The sequence below is a fragment of the Acidovorax sp. Root275 genome, assembly GCF_001428965.1.
Taxonomy (GTDB): Bacteria; Pseudomonadota; Gammaproteobacteria; order Burkholderiales; family Burkholderiaceae_C; genus Acidovorax; species Acidovorax radicis.
In genome coordinates this window covers 316,255-331,070 of record NZ_LMJH01000009.1, presented here as the reverse complement: position 1 = coordinate 331,070, position 14,816 = coordinate 316,255, and the positions used below count along the sequence as shown (strand labels likewise).

Here is a 14,816-nt window from a genome sequence, read left to right as displayed (position 1 = left end):
CGGTGTGCAGAGGTCGGCGGCGTGGACTCAGTCCATCGTCATCGTGGCGATGTCGATGAACCAGCTGCGCGGCTGCACCACGTTCTTGACCTTGGCCGACATGGCGCGTGGGCCCACGTCGTGGGCAATCCAGACAAACGGCGCGTCTTCCACGATGTGGGCATGCAGCTTGGCCAGGGCCGCGTCGCGGGCCTTTTCGTCAAAACTGGTGCGGGCATCGGCCACCAGCTTGTCCACCTCGGCATTGCCGTAGTAGCCCCAGTTGTTGGACACCGGCGGGAAAGCCTTGGTGCTCACAAAACGCACCATCGCAAAAAACGGGTCCATGGCGGCAAAGCTGATGTTCACCGCGTTGGCGCCGTTGGCCGATGCGTCCTTGGCACCCTTGCGCCAGTTGGTGAACAGGGTGTTCCACTCGATCACATCAAACTGCACGTCAAAGAAACAGGCTTTGAGCGATTGCTGCGCAAACTCGTTCATCGGCAGCGGCTGCATCTGGCCCGAGCCCGAGGCCGAGATCTGCACCTTGACCTTGATGGGCTTGGCCGCCGAGTAGCCCGCCTGCGCCATCAGCGCCTGCGCGGCCTTCACGTCGTACTTGATGTCGAACTTGGGGTTGCCCCACCACGGGTGGCCTGGGGGCACCGTGCCCTTGGGCTCGGCCATCATGCCGCCCAGCAGCTGCTTCATGCCGCCACGGTCAATGCACAGGTTGGCGGCCTGGCGCACGCGCTTGTCCAGCCAGGGCGAGCCCTCGGCAAACGACAGCTGCCACGGCCACACATGGGGCTGGGCGTTGGAATAGATCTTGAACCCGCGCTGCGTGATCTGCGGCATGGCATCGGGTGCGGGTGCCTCGATCCAGTCCACCTGGCCGCCCAGCAACGCGGCCGTGCGGGCATTGGCCTCGGGCATGGGCAGCATCACCACCTTGTCGATCTTGGGGGTGCGCTTGGCGTCCCAATACGCCTTGTTGGCGGCCAGCTCCAGGCGTTCGCGTGCCACAAAACGTGTGACCTTGAAGGGGCCCGAGCCTGCGGGATCGGCCGCAAAGGCGGTCCATGCCGCCTTGGACTTGTCGGCGGGCGTGGCCCCTGCCGCCGCGTCAAATTTCTTTTGCCAGTGCGCGGGCGACGCCATGAACAGGTTGGTCAGGTTGATGGGCAGGAACGCGTCGGGCTCGCTGGTGGTCAGCTCCACCGTCATGTCGTCGATCTTGCGGGCCGAGCGCAGCGTGGGCATGCGCGAGGCCGTCACGCCCACCTGGCTGGGGTCGAAATGCACGGCGTCCTTGTCCAGCACTTTGGCCACGTTCCACACCACCACATCGGCGTTGAGCGCGGCGCCGTCATGGAACTTCACGCCAGGGCGCAACTTGAACACCCACTTCGTCTTGTCCTTGTCATCCACCGTCCACGACGTGGCCAGCGCAGGGATCAGCACACTGGCTGCATCGGCCTTGGACAGGTCCCACTGCGTGAGCGAGTCATAGATCGGAATGCCCGTGAAGCGGTTGCCTTCAAAGCCCTGGTCGGGCTGGCCCAGCGTGCGGGGGATGTCTGCCGCCGTCATCGCGATGCGCAGCACCTTCTCTTGCGCCAGCGCGGCAGAGCCACCCATCAACGAGAAAGCCATCGCCAGGGCCAGCGCCAGTTGCGCGGGGCGCTGGCGTGGAGGGGTACGGGTGTGCGACGGCGGCAGGGCATGGCTCATGGGGATCACCTTCCAGAGAGGGGTTGAGGTCAACCTCTCAAAGCAAGTGACATGCCATCATTTCAGCGTTCACTAAACTTCCCCGTGCACCATGAGCGAGGTGCGGCGGCGGGGTTTCCCCACCGTGGTGCGCCCTGCGCGTGCGCCACCCACAAGACAGCCCAAAGAAAACGGCCCGCGAGGGGCCGTTGGAGCTTTGGGGGTGGCGCCTGTCGCGCCCCTGATGGATCAGCGGCTGCTCGGAAAACTGAACACCGCGCCCTCGCGCACACCGGCCGACGGCCAGCGCTGCGTGATGGTCTTGCGCTTGGTATAGAAGCGCACGGCGTCGGGTCCGTAGGCGTGCAGGTCGCCGAACAGGCTGCGCTTCCAGCCGCCGAACGAGTGGTAGGCCACGGGCACCGGCAGGGGAACGTTCACGCCCACCATGCCGACCTGGATGTGGTCGGTGAAGTAGCGGGCGGCCTCGCCGTCGCGCGTGAAGATGCAGGTGCCGTTGCCGTATTCGTGGTCGTTGATGAGCTGCATGGCTTCCTGCAGCGTCTTCACGCGCACCACGCCGAGCACGGGGCCGAAGATCTCTTCCTGGTAGATCTTCATGCCGGGCTTGACGTTGTCGAACAGGCAGGCGCCCAGGAAGTAGCCTTCCGCATGGCCTGCCACCTGCACGCCCCGGCCATCCACCACCAGCGTGGCGCCTTCGGCCACGCCCTGGTCCACATAGCCCTTCACCTTCTCGAAGTGCTGCTTCGTGACCAGCGGGCCCATGTCGTTGCTGTTGTCGGTGCCCGGGCCGACCTTCATCTTGGCAATCTCGGTCTTGAGGCCCGCAATGACGGCGTCACCCACCGCGTCGCCCACGGCCACCAGCAGCGGGATGGCCATGCAGCGCTCGCCGCACGAGCCGTAGGCCGCGCCCATCAGGGCGCTCACGGCGTTGCCCACGTCCGCGTCGGGCATCAGCACCGCGTGGTTCTTGGCGCCGCCCAGGGCCTGCACGCGCTTGCCGTGCTTGCAGCCTTCGGCGTAGATGTACTCGGCAATCGGGGTGGAGCCGACAAAGCTCACGGCCTTGACGCGCGGGTCCTGCAGCAGCGTGTCCACGGCCGTCTTGTCCCCGTTGACGACATTGAGCACACCCGGCGGCAGGCCGGCTTCCAGGGCCAGCTGGGCGATGAACAACGTGGAAGAAGGATCACGCTCGGAGGGCTTGAGCACAAAGGTGTTACCGCAAGCGACGGCCACGGGCCACATCCACAGCGGCACCATGGCCGGGAAGTTGAAGGGGGTGATGCCAGCGGTGACGCCCAGCGCCTGGAACTCGCTCCACGAGTCGATGTTCGGGCCCACATTGCGGCTGTGCTCGCCCTTGAGCAGCTCGGGCGCGTAGCTCGCGTATTCCACGTTCTCGATGCCGCGCTGCAGCTCGCCGTGCGCATCGGCCAGCACCTTGCCGTGTTCGGCCGTGATCAGGGCGGCGATCTTGTCGGCGTTGTCTTCGAGCAGGACTTTCAGCTTGCTCATCACCCGTGCGCGCTTGAGCGGTGGCGTGTTGCGCCAGGCCGGGAAGGCGGCCTCGGCCGAGGCAATGGCAGCCTCGACGGTGGCCTTGCTCGCCAGCGCCACGCTGGTGGTCGATTGGCCGGTGGCGGGGTTGAACACCGGCTGCGTGCGCTCGGTGTCCGCAACGATCTTGCCGTCGATGAGGTGGCCGACGGTGGTGGTGACGTTCTTGTCGTGGTTCATGGCGAAAATATGAATAAAAAGTGCCGCTAGCGCTTATACAGAAGGCGCTAGCAGCTATTGAATCAGGAGTGTTCCCGCAGGCGGATGAAACGGGCGCGCGCCAGGCCAGCGGCCGCCGCGCAAGGGCCGCCCCGCCGCGCTGGCGGCGTCCCCTTGGGGGAAGGCGTGTAGCGCCTCAGGGGGTGTGTCATCACGCCGTTTCAGCCAGGGCGTCGCCCAGCGCGTTGACCAACCGGTCAATCTCGGCGCGCTCGCTGATGAATGGTGGCGCCAGCTGGATGGTGTCGCCGCCGTAGCGCACGTAAAAACCCTTCTTCCAGCAGTTCATCGCGATCTCGTAGGGGCGCTTGGCGGGTTCGCCGGGCAGCGGCGCAATCGTCAGGCCTGCTGCCAGGCCGAAGTTGCGGATGTCCAGCACATGTTTGGCGCCCTTGAGGCTGTGCACCGCTTCTTCAAAATACGGCGCCAGCGCTTTCACGCGGCCGATCATGTCTTCGTTTTGCAGGATGTCGAGTGCCGCGATGCCCGCTGCGCAGGCCACCGGGTGGGCCGAGTAGGTGTAGCCGTGCGGGAACTCCAGCATGTACTCCGGTCCGCCTGCGGCCATGAAGGTGTCGTAGATTTCCTTGGTCGCCACCACACCGCCCAGCGGCTGCGCGCCGTTGGTGACCTGCTTGGCAAAGTTCAGGATGTCGGGCGTAACGCCAAAGGCCTCGGCACCGGTCCAGGCGCCGCTGCGGCCAAAGCCGCTGATCACTTCGTCAAAAATCAGCAGGATGTTGTTCTGTGTGCAGATCTCGCGCAGGCGCTGCAGGTAGCCCACGGGGGGGATCACCACGCCGGCCGAGCCCGAGAAGGGTTCGACGATCACGGCGGCGATATTGGAAGCATCGTGCAGCGCGATCACGTCCAGCAGCTTGTCGGCCAACTCTTTGCCCGTGGGCGGCATGCCCTTGTGGAACGAGCCCGCAGCTGGCTGGGTGTGGGGCAGGTGGTCGGCCTCGACGCCCTGGCCGAACAGCTTGCGGTTGGCCACGATGCCGCCCACCGAGATGCCGCCAAAATTCACGCCGTGGTAGCCCTTTTCGCGGCCAATTAGGCGCGTCTTGGTGCCCTGGCCCTTGGCGCGCCAGTAGGCGCGGGCCATCTTGAGGGACGTGTCGGCCGACTCGGAGCCCGAACCGGTGAAGAACACATAGTCGAGCCCGGCGGGCGTGAGTTCCTTGACGCGGTTGGCCAGCTCAAAACCCAGCGGGTGGCCAAACTGGAAGGCCGGTGCGTAGTCCAGCTTCATCGCCTGCTTGCCGATGGCTTCGGCTATCTCGCGGCGGCCGTGGCCCAGGCCCGCACACCACAGGCCCGAGAGCCCGTCAAAAATCTTGCGGCCGTCTGAGTCGGTGTAGTACGCGCCGCTGCCCTCCACGATCATGCGCGGGTTGGCCTTGAACTGGCGGTTGGCCGTGTAGGGCATCCAGTGCGCGTCCAGCCATTCGGCGTCCATGCGGGGGCCTTCGGCGCCAGCGGCGGGTTTTTCGATGTTGACGAAGCTCATGGGGGTTCTCCAGTGCAAAGGCGGCGACAAAAGGCGGGCGGCCCCAGCGGCCTGGGGCTTGACGTAGGGCATTGTTGCGCCGCCTGTTAATCTCTCAAATAATCCAATATCAATGTTTACTTGATGATTTATGCAAGTAAAAGCACCTGCCCCCCTCCCTGCAACCCCATCGCCCACCAAACACCGCGCCGTGCTGGGCCAGCTCAGCGACATGGACCTGCGCCTGCTGCAGGTGTTCAAGAGCGTGGTCGAGTGCGGCGGCATGTCGGCGGCCGAGCTGGAGCTGAACATCGGCACCAGCACCGTCAGCCGACACATGAAGGACCTGGAAACCCGCCTGGGCCTCACGCTGTGCCGGCGCGGGCGGGCGGGTTTTGCGCTCACGGCCGAAGGGCAACGGGTGTACGACGAAACTCTGCGCCTGCTGTCGGCCGTGGATGCCTTTCGCAGCAGCATTGACGACATCCACCGGCGCATGGGCGGGCGGCTGGAGGTGGCCGTGTTCGACAAGACGGCCAGCAACCCAGCCGCGCACATTGGCGACGCGATTGCGCTGTTTGCCAGCCAGGCGCCCGAAGTCAGCCTGCAGATGCATGTGGCGTCGATCCCGGCCATCGAGCGCGGGCTGATCGACGGCAGCTTCCATGTGGGCATCATCCCGGCGCACCGCACGTCGCAAAGCCTGGTCTATGCCGACCTGTTCGCCGAAACCATGCTGCTGTACTGCGGTGCACGCCACCCGCTGTACGGCACCGACCATGCCGCGCTCACCTGGGAATCCCTGCGCGCCTACCAGTTCGCGGGCCTGGGCTACCACTCGCCCAACATGGAACTGAGCCACAGCACGCGCCTGCCGCGCAAAGCCACGGGGTTTGACCAGGAGTCGATCGCCACGCTGGTCCTGTCCGGCCGCTACCTGGGTTTTTTGCCCGACCACTACGCCGAAGGCTTCGAGCGCCAGGGGCTCATGCAGGCGGTGTCGCCCGCGCAGTTCCACTACCGCTGCCAGTTCGTGAGCGTGTTGCGCAAGTCGCCCCACCCGCCGCGCGCGGCCCAGGCGTTTGCGCAATGCCTGATCCAGGCGCATGGTTGATGGACCTGGGTTGCCCCAGGCGCGGCGCAGGCAGACAATGCCAACTCTTTGGCGCTTTTTTAGCGGGGCACACGATGGCAAGCATTTCTTCAATTGGCAGTTCTGGCCTGCAGGCCGCGCAGTTGCGGCTGGATGCCTCGGCCAACAACGTGGCCAACATGAACACCCCCAATTACCGCCGCCAGGTGGTGGCGCAGGAAGAAGCGGCTGACAGCGCTGGCGTGCGCGCCACGGTGCAGCGCCAGCAAGAGGCTGAAGGGGTGGCGCTGGAAAAAGAGGCGGTGGAGCAGATGTCGGCCACTTACGCGTTCAAGGCCAACCTGCAGACCATCAAGACACAAGATGAAATGATGGGTTCGCTGCTGGATGTGAAGGCCTGAGTCGTTTCTCACGCGCTCCCCACAATGCCCCGCCAGCCGGGGCATTGTTGTTTTCAGCGCCAGCGCTGAAGCGGCCTCGGTTGGCCTCAGCTGGCAGAGGCCAGCCCCGCCAGCCGGTGAACGAGCCAGCGCTGAAAGGCCAACCCGGTGGCGGTGCGGCTGCGCAAGGGAATGCTGTACATGGCGGGCTCCTTGGGGTGGCGTTCAGGCGGATTGCAAGGCGGGGCTGGGCGATTGCGCCGGGGCACCATGGCTGGCGGTGCGCCGTGCCGCGCGGTCCCACGCCTTTTCGTGGAAAAAGAAGGCCACGGCCTGCACGGTCGGCTCCAGAAGGCTCAGCGTGAGCGACGCCCACAGGTTGCCCGTGACGGCATAGGCCACCAAGGCGGCCACACAGATATGGATCAGGTAGTAGCTGCCCGTTTTCATCAGCATGGTTTGGTTCTGGCGGGCGGCACGGCGGATGTGGGACATGGCGAGCTCCTTCTCTCTCTTTTTTCAACAGGGCCTGCGGTGGTGGCAGGAATGTTGAAATGGTAGTTATTCGCAATAGCGCTGACCAATTGATCATCGCTAAGCTGGAGATAGCCACTATCAAGCGGTGGCTCATCTGCATGGGGTGGCCCCTACTCCAAGCAGACTGGTTCTGCGCGTGAACTAGTTCACACCATGGGGTTAAAAAAAGCCGGTGCGCGCCATGCCCCCGTTGCTATGATGGCCGCTCTTTTCAACCCCCTCTTTTGCTTTGGGAGCACACATGGCCCTCATGGACTTCATCAAGAAACAGTTCATTGACATCATTCAATGGACCGAAGAGGGGGACGGCACCCTGGCCTGGCGCTTCCCCATGCGCGACATGGAAATCCAGAACGGTGGCACGCTGGTGGTGCGCGAGTCGCAGATGGCCATCTTCGTGAACGAAGGCCAGGTGGCCGACGTGTTCACGCCCGGCACCTACAAGCTCACCACGCAGACGTTGCCGGTGCTGACCTACCTCAAGAACTGGGACAAGCTCTTCGAGTCCCCCTTCAAGAGTGACGTCTACTTCTTCAGCACGCGCCAGCAGATCGACCAGAAGTGGGGCACGCCCCAGCCCATCACGATCCGCGACAAGGACTTTGGCGCCGTGCGCCTGCGCGCGTTCGGCAACTACGCGTTCCGCATCGCCGACCCCAAGCTGTTCCACACCGAGATCTCGGGCACGCGGGAGATGTATCCCGTGGCCGACCTCGAAGGCCAGCTGCGTGGCCTGGTGCTGCAGAACATCAGCAACGCCATTGCGGGCAGCGGCCTGCCGTTCCTCGACCTGGCGGCCAACCAGGTCATGTTTGCCGATGCGCTGACCAAGGAACTGGCGCCCATCTTTGCCAAGCTGGGTATCCTGATCGAATCTCTCACGGTGCAGAACGTCTCGCTGCCCGAAGAGCTGCAAAAGATCCTCGACCAGAAAATCGGCATGGGCATGGTCGGCAACGACATGGGCAAGTTCATGCAGTACCAGACGGCGCAGGCCATCCCCAAGTTCGCCGAAGCCAGCGGCGGCGGTGGCGGCATTGCGGGCGATGCGATGGGCTTGGGCGCAGGTGTGGCACTGGGCCAGGTGCTGGCGCAGAACCTGCAGCAGGGCCTGCAGACCCCGGTGGCCCCTGCGGCGGCCGCAGCGGCACAGGCAGCTGCCGCACCTCTGGGCGTCAAGCCCGAGGACGTGATGGCCACGCTGGAGAAGCTGGGCGACCTCAAATCCAAGGGCATCCTGACCCAGGAAGAGTTCGACGCCAAGAAGGCCGAGCTGCTCAAGAAGCTGGTCTGAATCCGGTTGCTATCATAAAAATAGCTGTTTGCGCTGGAGGGATAAGCGCTAGGGGCCAAAAAGGCCTCAAAGCCGTGTAGCGCGGCGCAGGCAGCAGCCCCACGATGGCCACCGACCCCACACAGCGTTATTACCGCGCGCCCTGCCCGGGCTGCGGTGCGCCGGTTGAATTCCGCAGCGCGCAGTCCACGCACGCCGTCTGCGGCTACTGCCAGAGCACCGTCGTGCGCAGCGGCGATGTGCTCACGCGCCTGGGCAAGATGGCCGAGCTGTTCGACGACCACAGCCCGCTGCAGCTCATGGCCAGTGGGCGCATCCAGCTCGATGGCAAGGACGTGCCCTTCACCCTGGTGGGCCGCCTGCAATACAAGGGCGATGCGGGTGTCTGGACCGAATGGGCCGCCTTCCTCAACGACGGCACCCTGGCCACCCTGGGCGAGGACAACGGCGCCTACGTCTTCACGCGCACGATCGACCCCGGCCGCGAGATGCCCGAGGCCGCGCGTTTTCGCATCGGCAGCACCACGGCCATCAATGGCAAGCCGTACAGCGTGGCCTACACGGGCCAGGCATCGCTGATCTCGGCCCAGGGCGAGCTGCCCAAGCTGCCGCCCCTGGGCGAGCCCTTCGGCATGGTCGAGCTGCGCAGCGCCGACGGTGAAGTGGTCAGCATCGACTACGGCCACACGCCGCCCAACGTCGAGCGCGGCAAGTCTGTGCTGCTGGAAGATCTGCAGCTCCAGGGCCTCAAGGACGAATCCGCCAAGGACGAAAAAGGCCGCCAGTTCAACTGCCCGCACTGCGGCGCGCCGGTGCAGGTGCAGCTGGCGGGCACCAAGAGCATCACCTGCGGCTCGTGCGCCAGCATCATCAGCCTCGATAGCGGCGTGGGCGGTGAGCTGCGCTCGGCCGAGCAGGACGAGCCGGTGCAGCCGCTCATCCCGCTGGGCAGCAAGGGCCAGCTGCAGGGCGTGCATTGGCAGGTGGTGGGCTTTCAGCACCGCATGGGTGTGGAGCCCGGCGACGACGAGCACTTCGGCTGGAGCGAATACCTGCTCTACAACCAGAAGCGCGGCTTTGCCTTCCTGGTGGATTCGGAAGAGGGCTGGAGCATGGTGCGCCCCACCACGGGCGCGCCGCAGATGGCGGCCACCGGGCGCTCGGCCACCTACATGGGCACCAAGTACGAGCTCAAGTACACCTACGAGGCCGAAACCACCTACGTGCTGGGCGAGTTTTACTGGCAGGTCACGCGCGGCCAGAAGACCACCAACCGCGACTTTGCCAGTGCCAAAGGCCTGCTCTCGATGGAGCAAAGCCCGAACGAGATCACCTGGTCGGCCGGGGACAAGCTCGCCAGCGATACGGTGGCCAAGGCCTTCAAGCTCGAAGACAAGGCGGACGCGCTGCAGCGCGACGACCCCGGCCCCTTCGCGGCCAAGTCGGGCCTGGGCTGCGGCACCATCATCCTGATTGCGATCATCATCATCATCCTGCTGATCATCCTGAGCAATTGTTCAGGATCGTCGGGCAGCGGCTACCGCAGTTCAGGCGGATCGTTCGGTGGATACTCGTCCGGCGGAAGCCACAAGTAAGCGACTGGACGGACCCCGCCGCCCGCTTTCAGACCGATCCACGCCCCCTGGCCCGACCGACAACCCACCCACAAACACCCGTTTCAAGGAGATCCCATCATGATCGGCATCGAATGGCTCAAGCCCGCAGCGTTCCTCGGGTCCATCCTCTACGCCATCATCGGCGTGGTCATTTTCTGGCTGTGTTTTGTCATCGTGGACAAGATCACCCCCTACGACCTGTGGCGCGAAATCGTCGAAAAGCAGAACCAGGCCCTGGGGCTGGTGGTGGCGGCGATGTGCCTGGGCATCAGCATCATCGTGGCGGCAGCCATTCACTGACGCACCTTGCCTGAAGCGGCGCGCGCCCCTGCGGCGCGCCGGTACCTGCCTTGCAATCCGACCTGACTTCTCCTGCCTCGCCGTCCGAGGCCCCGGGCGCCCACTCCGGCCCCCGCCCCATCGAAATCGCCCTGCTCATCAGCGTGTTCGTCGTGGCCGCCTGCGGGCTGCTGTACGAGCTGGCTGCGGGTGCGCTCGCGTCCTATGTGCTGGGCGATTCGGTGCTGCAGTTCAGCACCATCATCGGCACCTACCTGTTCGCCATGGGCGTGGGCTCGTGGCTGTCGCGGTACTTCGAGCGGCAGCTGCCAGCGCACTTTTTGCGCATCGAATTGCTGGTGGCGCTGATTGGCGGCGCCTTGCCTGCCACGCTGTTCCTGGCCAACGCGTACGCGCCGGGCGCGTTTCGCTTTCTGCTGTACGGCATGGTGCTGATGGTGGGCACGCTGGTGGGGCTGGAGATCCCCTTGGTGATGCGCATCCTCAAGCGCAATGTGGCCCTCAAGGACCTGGTCTCCCAGGTGCTCACGTTCGACTACCTGGGCGCGCTGGCGGTGTCGCTGGCGTTCCCGCTGCTGCTGGTGCCGCACCTGGGGCTCATCCGCACGGGGCTGCTGTTCGGGGTGATGAACGCGGCCGTGGCGCTGTGGGCGGTGTGGCTGTTTAGGCACGAGCTGCGGCGCCTGAAGGCGCACCTGGTGGCCTGCGTGATGGTGCTGGGCATCCTGCTGGCCGCTCTGGCGGGGGCTGAGCACATCACCAGCGTGGCCGAAGACAAGTTCTACCAGGACCGCATCGTCTTCAGCACCGCGTCGCCTTACCAGCGTATCGTGGTCACGCAGGGGCGCGTGGGGCACCGGCTGTACCTCAACGGCAACCTGCAGTTTGCGCAGGCCGACGAGTACCGCTACCACGAAGCCCTGGTGCACCCCGCCATGTCGGCACACGGTGCGCCCAAACGAGTGGCGGTGCTGGGCGGTGGCGACGGCATGGCCGTGCGCGAGATCCTCAAGTACCCCTCGGTCGAGTCCGTGACGCTGGTCGAACTGGACCCGGCCATGACAAAAATCTTCAGCGAGAACCCCACGCTCGCACGCCTGAACGGCAACGCCTTGCAGAACCCCAAGGTGAAGATCGTCAACACAGATGCCTTTGGCTGGCTGCAGGAGGGGGCGGACACTTTTGACGTCATCGTGGTGGACTTTCCCGACCCCACCAACTTCTCGATCGGCAAGCTCTACACCAACAGCTTTTATGCGCTGCTGGACAAACGCCTGGCGGCCAGTGGCTACGCGGTGGTGCAGACCACGTCCCCGCTGGTGGCGCGCAAAAGTTACTGGACGGTGGTGCAGACCATCGAGTCCGTGGGCTTGCACACTGCGCCTTACCACGCGCACGTGCCCAGCTTTGGCGAATGGGGCTTCATCATCGCGAGCCGCAGGCCCTGGCGCCTGCCCGAGGCCTTGCCCGACGGCCTGCGTTTTCTGGGCACCGACTCGCTGCCCCTGCTGTTCGATTTTCCGCGCGACATGGCGCGGGTGCCTGCCGAAGTGAATCGGCTGTCGAACCAGGCGCTGGTGCACACGTACGAGCGCGAGTGGGGAAAACATTGAGAAGCCCCCCTGAGCCGCTTCGCGTCTTCCCCCCGCTCTCGCAGCGCTGCGCGCAGCGGGCAGGGGGACGCCCCCAGCGCGGCGGGGCGGCCCTTGCGCGGGGGCCGCTGGTCTGGGCCGCGCCGGTCGCAAGCGGCGCAGGCGTTGCGTACACCCGGAGACACTGACGCCATGCAACGTCGCCATTTCCTAGCCACCGCCGCCGCCTCGACTGCCGCCGCGGTGCTCCTGCCGGGTTGCGACAAGGCCCCTCGCGTCTTGGAAGGCGGCTTCACCGGCATCGACATGGCGCGGGGCCACCAGCTGCGCGATCGGCTCAAGGCCGGCACCTGGCCCGCACCGGCCGTGGTGCGGCGCGCGCAGGTCATCATCGCGGGCGGCGGTGTGGCGGGGCTGGCGGCGGCGCGGTCGCTGCGGCTGGCCGGGGTGGAGGACTTCGCGCTGCTGGAGCTGGAAGACAGTGCGGGCGGCAACAGCCGGGGCGGGGCCGTGCAGGGCATTGCCTGCCCGCTTGGCGCGCACTACCTGCCGGTGCCCGGCGACGATGCGCGCGAAGTGCAGGATCTGCTGGAAGAGCTGGGCTTGCGCCAGCGCGTGGCGGGCCGTTGGCGCTATGACGAACGCCACCTGTGCCACAGCCCGCAGGAGCGGCTTTTCTTTGAGGGCGAGTGGCAGGAAGGCCTACTGCCCGCGCACGGGGTGCCGGACACCACGCTGGCCCAGTACCGCCGCTTTGCGCAGGCGGTGGACGACGCAGCCAAAGCCGCGCGTTTCACCATGCCCGTGCTGCGGTCGCTGGGCCCGGGCAAGCCGCTGGCCAAGCCCCACCAGGCGCTGGATGCACTGACGTTTGCCGCCTGGCTGGCGCAAGAGGGCTTTGACGACGAGCACCTGCTCTGGTACCTGAACTACTGCTGCCGCGACGACTACGGCGCGGGCGCGGCGCGGGTTTCGGCCTGGGCGGGCATCCACTACTTTGCCAGCCGCCACGGTTTTCACGCCCCCGGCGAGGCGGCGGACGAGGCCCGTGAAAGCGTGCTGACCTGGCCCGAAGGCAATGGCTGGATCACCCAGCGCCTGGCCGAGCCCCTGCGCGCCGGAGGCCAGCTGCGCACCGCCACCAGCGTGCTGCGCATTACCGAAACCCGCCACGGCGTGGAGGTGGATGCCTTCAACCACGCCACCGACAGCGTGGAGCGGTGGCAGGCGCCGCGCTGCATCGTGGCGCTGCCGGTGTTCGTGGCGGCGCGTGTGGTGCAAAGCCCGCCCGCCTTCCTGACCGGCGCGGCGCAGCGCCTGCAGTCGGCCCCCTGGCTGGTGGCCAATATCCACATCGACAGCCCCCTCACCGACCGCCCCGGCGCCGCGCCCGCGTGGGACAACGTGCTCTACGCCGACCCCACCGCCGGCGGCCTGGGGTATGTGAACGCCGGGCACCAGCGGCTGGACACCCGCGCCGCTCTGGCCGGGCCCACGGTGCTCACCTACTACCAGGCGCTGGGCGACGTGCCCGACGGCCGCCAGCAACTGGCCACCCAGCCCTGGCAACCGTGGGCCGAGGCTGTGCTGGCCACCCTGGCCGTGCCCCACCCCGACCTGCGCCAGCGCGCCACGCGCGTGGACATCACCCGCTACGGCCACGCCATGGCCATCCCTACGCCGGGAATGCTCGGGTTTTTAAGCCAAATTGGCCTCCAGCGCTTATCTGGTAAGCGCAAACAGCTATCAAATGGGGAGCAAGCGCCCTGGATTCCCACCCCCGCCACGGCGCGGCTGTCGTTTGCGCACAGCGACTGGTCCGGCTACTCGGTGCTGGAAGAGGCCTTCACGCGCGGGCATGGGGCCGGGCTGGTGGCGGCGGGGTGAGTGGGTGAGGGGGGCGGCGGGCAAAGCGCACCTCTACGTGCGCCGCACCTCCCACCACAGGCCCAGGCACAACGCCACGCCCACGGCATACAGCATCCACGTGAGCGAGATGGCGTAGGGGTAGAACATGAGCGCCACGCCCCACCAGCGCGTGCGCCGCTGCGGCGTTTTTTTGCCGTGCCAGTACGCGGCCATGCCGATAAGGCCGAACACGACGGCGCCCGCGATGTAGGCCGGGCTGGGCAGTTCCAGTCCGAGGGATTGCAATGCGGAAAGGGTGTCCATGCGGGTGGGTTCGGCGGTGGGGTGGCGGGGTGCGTGTGGGCAGCGGGACCGGTGTGATTCCCCGGCGCGGCAAAAGGTCCATGAAAACAAGCCGGTGGGGGACCGCCTGGGTATCGGCATCGAACGCGGTACCCCGGTGGCAGTGGACATCACGTCCTGTGGGCATGCCATGTCCATTCTGGTGTCGGGTAGGCAGTAATTTTCATGAAAAATTGGCCTGTAGCGCTTGACAGTAAAGCGCAAGTAGCTATCAAATGGTGAGCAAATGCTCTGGATACTGACACCTGCAACAAGCCCGTTTGTGCACCGCGATGGGGCCGGCGATTCGGTGTTGGCAGAGGCCTTCACGCGTGGCCATGGGGCCCGGCGGATGGCGGCGGGTTGAACGAACACGATGGCGGGCACCGAACTGCACATCCACGTGGCGCGGCAGCAGCTGGACGTGGTGGTAGACGGCGCCATCGAGCGCAGCTACCCGGTATCGACCGCCCTGAACGGCGTGGGTGAACGCAGCGGCAGCGGCTGCACCCCGCGCGGCGCACACCGCGTGCGGGCCAAGGTGGGCGCGGGCTGCGCGCCCGGCACGGTGTTTGTGGGGCGCCGCGCCACGGGCGAAATCTATTCACCCGCGCTGGCCGCCCAGCACCCGGGGCGCGACTGGATCCTGAGCCGCATCCTGTGGCTCACCGGCTGCACGCCCGGCGTCAACCGGGGCGGTGCGGTGGACACGCTGCGCCGTGAGAACCTGTTCAAGGTCTTTTCGGGGATCGCATTGGAGTGCAATCGGGATGAGTGGAAGCTTCGGATGCGCCGCATGGGCTCGTGCCCATGCAAGCAGACGA

At 66.0% G+C, this 14,816-nt stretch carries 13 protein-coding genes; 8 read left to right on the top strand and 5 right to left on the bottom strand.

Annotated elements, in window-relative coordinates; all coding sequences use genetic code 11:
- Positions 1–27: 27 nt before the first annotated feature.
- The 3 genes from ASE52_RS16560 to ASE52_RS16550 form a co-directional block, all read right to left on the bottom strand.
- Positions 28–1,620: an ABC transporter substrate-binding protein gene (locus ASE52_RS16560; RefSeq protein ID WP_225584927.1), complete on the bottom strand. Its 1,593-nt coding sequence runs from the start codon at positions 1,618–1,620 to the stop codon at positions 28–30.
- A 321-nt stretch (positions 1,621–1,941) separates the two neighbouring features.
- Positions 1,942–3,459 carry a CoA-acylating methylmalonate-semialdehyde dehydrogenase gene (locus ASE52_RS16555; RefSeq protein ID WP_057227652.1) on the bottom strand — a complete coding sequence of 506 codons (1,518 nt, stop codon included), beginning with the start codon at positions 3,457–3,459 and terminating at the stop codon, positions 1,942–1,944.
- Positions 3,460–3,649: 190 nt separating this feature from the next.
- Positions 3,650–5,011, bottom strand: coding sequence for an aspartate aminotransferase family protein (locus ASE52_RS16550; protein ID WP_057227650.1), 1,362 nt, complete (start codon positions 5,009–5,011; stop codon positions 3,650–3,652).
- Positions 5,012–5,141: 130 nt separating this feature from the next.
- Between ASE52_RS16550 and ASE52_RS16545 the strand changes: the two genes are divergently transcribed.
- Entirely contained in the window at positions 5,142–6,104 is a 963-nt protein-coding gene (locus ASE52_RS16545; RefSeq protein WP_181147550.1) for a LysR family transcriptional regulator, read from the top strand.
- A gap of 74 nt (positions 6,105–6,178) precedes the next feature.
- Entirely contained in the window at positions 6,179–6,484 is a 306-nt protein-coding gene (locus ASE52_RS16540; RefSeq protein ID WP_057227648.1) for a flagellar basal body protein, read from the top strand.
- Positions 6,485–6,688: 204 nt separating this feature from the next.
- Here the strand turns inward: ASE52_RS16540 and ASE52_RS16535 are convergent, their stop codons facing one another.
- Positions 6,689–6,958, bottom strand: coding sequence for a DUF2061 domain-containing protein (locus ASE52_RS16535; RefSeq protein ID WP_010464751.1), 270 nt, complete (start codon positions 6,956–6,958; stop codon positions 6,689–6,691).
- Positions 6,959–7,241: 283 nt separating this feature from the next.
- Here ASE52_RS16535 and ASE52_RS16530 point away from each other — a divergent pair, with 283 nt between their 5' ends.
- From ASE52_RS16530 to ASE52_RS16510, 5 genes are all read left to right on the top strand, one after another.
- A complete protein-coding gene (locus tag ASE52_RS16530; RefSeq protein WP_010464747.1) occupies positions 7,242–8,294 on the top strand; it encodes an SPFH domain-containing protein in 1,053 nt (350 codons plus the stop codon).
- A 104-nt stretch (positions 8,295–8,398) separates the two neighbouring features.
- The gene (locus ASE52_RS16525) at positions 8,399–9,889 is read left to right on the top strand and encodes a DUF4178 domain-containing protein (RefSeq protein WP_057227646.1); all 1,491 of its coding nucleotides are present in this window, start codon (positions 8,399–8,401) and stop codon (positions 9,887–9,889) included.
- A gap of 99 nt (positions 9,890–9,988) precedes the next feature.
- A complete protein-coding gene (locus ASE52_RS16520; RefSeq protein ID WP_010464743.1) occupies positions 9,989–10,210 on the top strand; it encodes a DUF350 domain-containing protein in 222 nt (73 codons plus the stop codon).
- Between the two features lie 50 nt (positions 10,211–10,260).
- The gene (locus ASE52_RS16515) at positions 10,261–11,823 is read left to right on the top strand and encodes a polyamine aminopropyltransferase (protein WP_057227644.1); all 1,563 of its coding nucleotides are present in this window, start codon (positions 10,261–10,263) and stop codon (positions 11,821–11,823) included.
- Between the two features lie 171 nt (positions 11,824–11,994).
- Positions 11,995–13,689 carry an NAD(P)-binding protein gene (locus ASE52_RS16510; protein ID WP_057227641.1) on the top strand — a complete coding sequence of 565 codons (1,695 nt, stop codon included), beginning with the start codon at positions 11,995–11,997 and terminating at the stop codon, positions 13,687–13,689.
- A 33-nt stretch (positions 13,690–13,722) separates the two neighbouring features.
- On the opposite strand, the gene ASE52_RS16505 is transcribed toward ASE52_RS16510, so the two are convergent.
- Positions 13,723–13,974 (bottom strand): hypothetical protein, encoded by a 252-nt coding sequence (locus ASE52_RS16505; RefSeq protein ID WP_057227638.1) that lies wholly within the window; start codon positions 13,972–13,974, stop codon positions 13,723–13,725.
- 394 nt (positions 13,975–14,368) lie between these two features.
- Between ASE52_RS16505 and ASE52_RS16500 the strand changes: the two genes are divergently transcribed.
- On the top strand, positions 14,369–14,816 hold a 448-nt coding region (locus ASE52_RS16500), incomplete at its 3' end, for a L,D-transpeptidase (protein WP_198928116.1).

Excerpts from the sequence above, each read along its gene's own strand:
- ASE52_RS16540 (WP_057227648.1), top strand. The coding sequence starts at position 6,179 with ATGGCAAGCATTTCTTCAATTGGCAGTTCTGGCCTGCAGGCCGCGCAG.
- ASE52_RS16525 (WP_057227646.1), top strand. The coding sequence starts at position 8,399 with ATGGCCACCGACCCCACACAGCGTTATTACCGCGCGCCCTGCCCGGGC.
- ASE52_RS16530 (WP_010464747.1), top strand. The coding sequence starts at position 7,242 with ATGGCCCTCATGGACTTCATCAAGAAACAGTTCATTGACATCATTCAA.
- ASE52_RS16520 (WP_010464743.1), top strand. The coding sequence starts at position 9,989 with ATGATCGGCATCGAATGGCTCAAGCCCGCAGCGTTCCTCGGGTCCATC.
- ASE52_RS16550 (WP_057227650.1), bottom strand. The coding sequence starts at position 5,011 with ATGAGCTTCGTCAACATCGAAAAACCCGCCGCTGGCGCCGAAGGCCCC.
- ASE52_RS16510 (WP_057227641.1), top strand. The coding sequence starts at position 11,995 with ATGCAACGTCGCCATTTCCTAGCCACCGCCGCCGCCTCGACTGCCGCC.
- ASE52_RS16560 (WP_225584927.1), bottom strand. The coding sequence starts at position 1,620 with ATGGGTGGCTCTGCCGCGCTGGCGCAAGAGAAGGTGCTGCGCATCGCG.
- ASE52_RS16535 (WP_010464751.1), bottom strand. The coding sequence starts at position 6,958 with ATGTCCCACATCCGCCGTGCCGCCCGCCAGAACCAAACCATGCTGATG.
- ASE52_RS16555 (WP_057227652.1), bottom strand. The coding sequence starts at position 3,459 with ATGAACCACGACAAGAACGTCACCACCACCGTCGGCCACCTCATCGAC.
- ASE52_RS16505 (WP_057227638.1), bottom strand. The coding sequence starts at position 13,974 with ATGGACACCCTTTCCGCATTGCAATCCCTCGGACTGGAACTGCCCAGC.
- ASE52_RS16545 (WP_181147550.1), top strand. The coding sequence starts at position 5,142 with ATGCAAGTAAAAGCACCTGCCCCCCTCCCTGCAACCCCATCGCCCACC.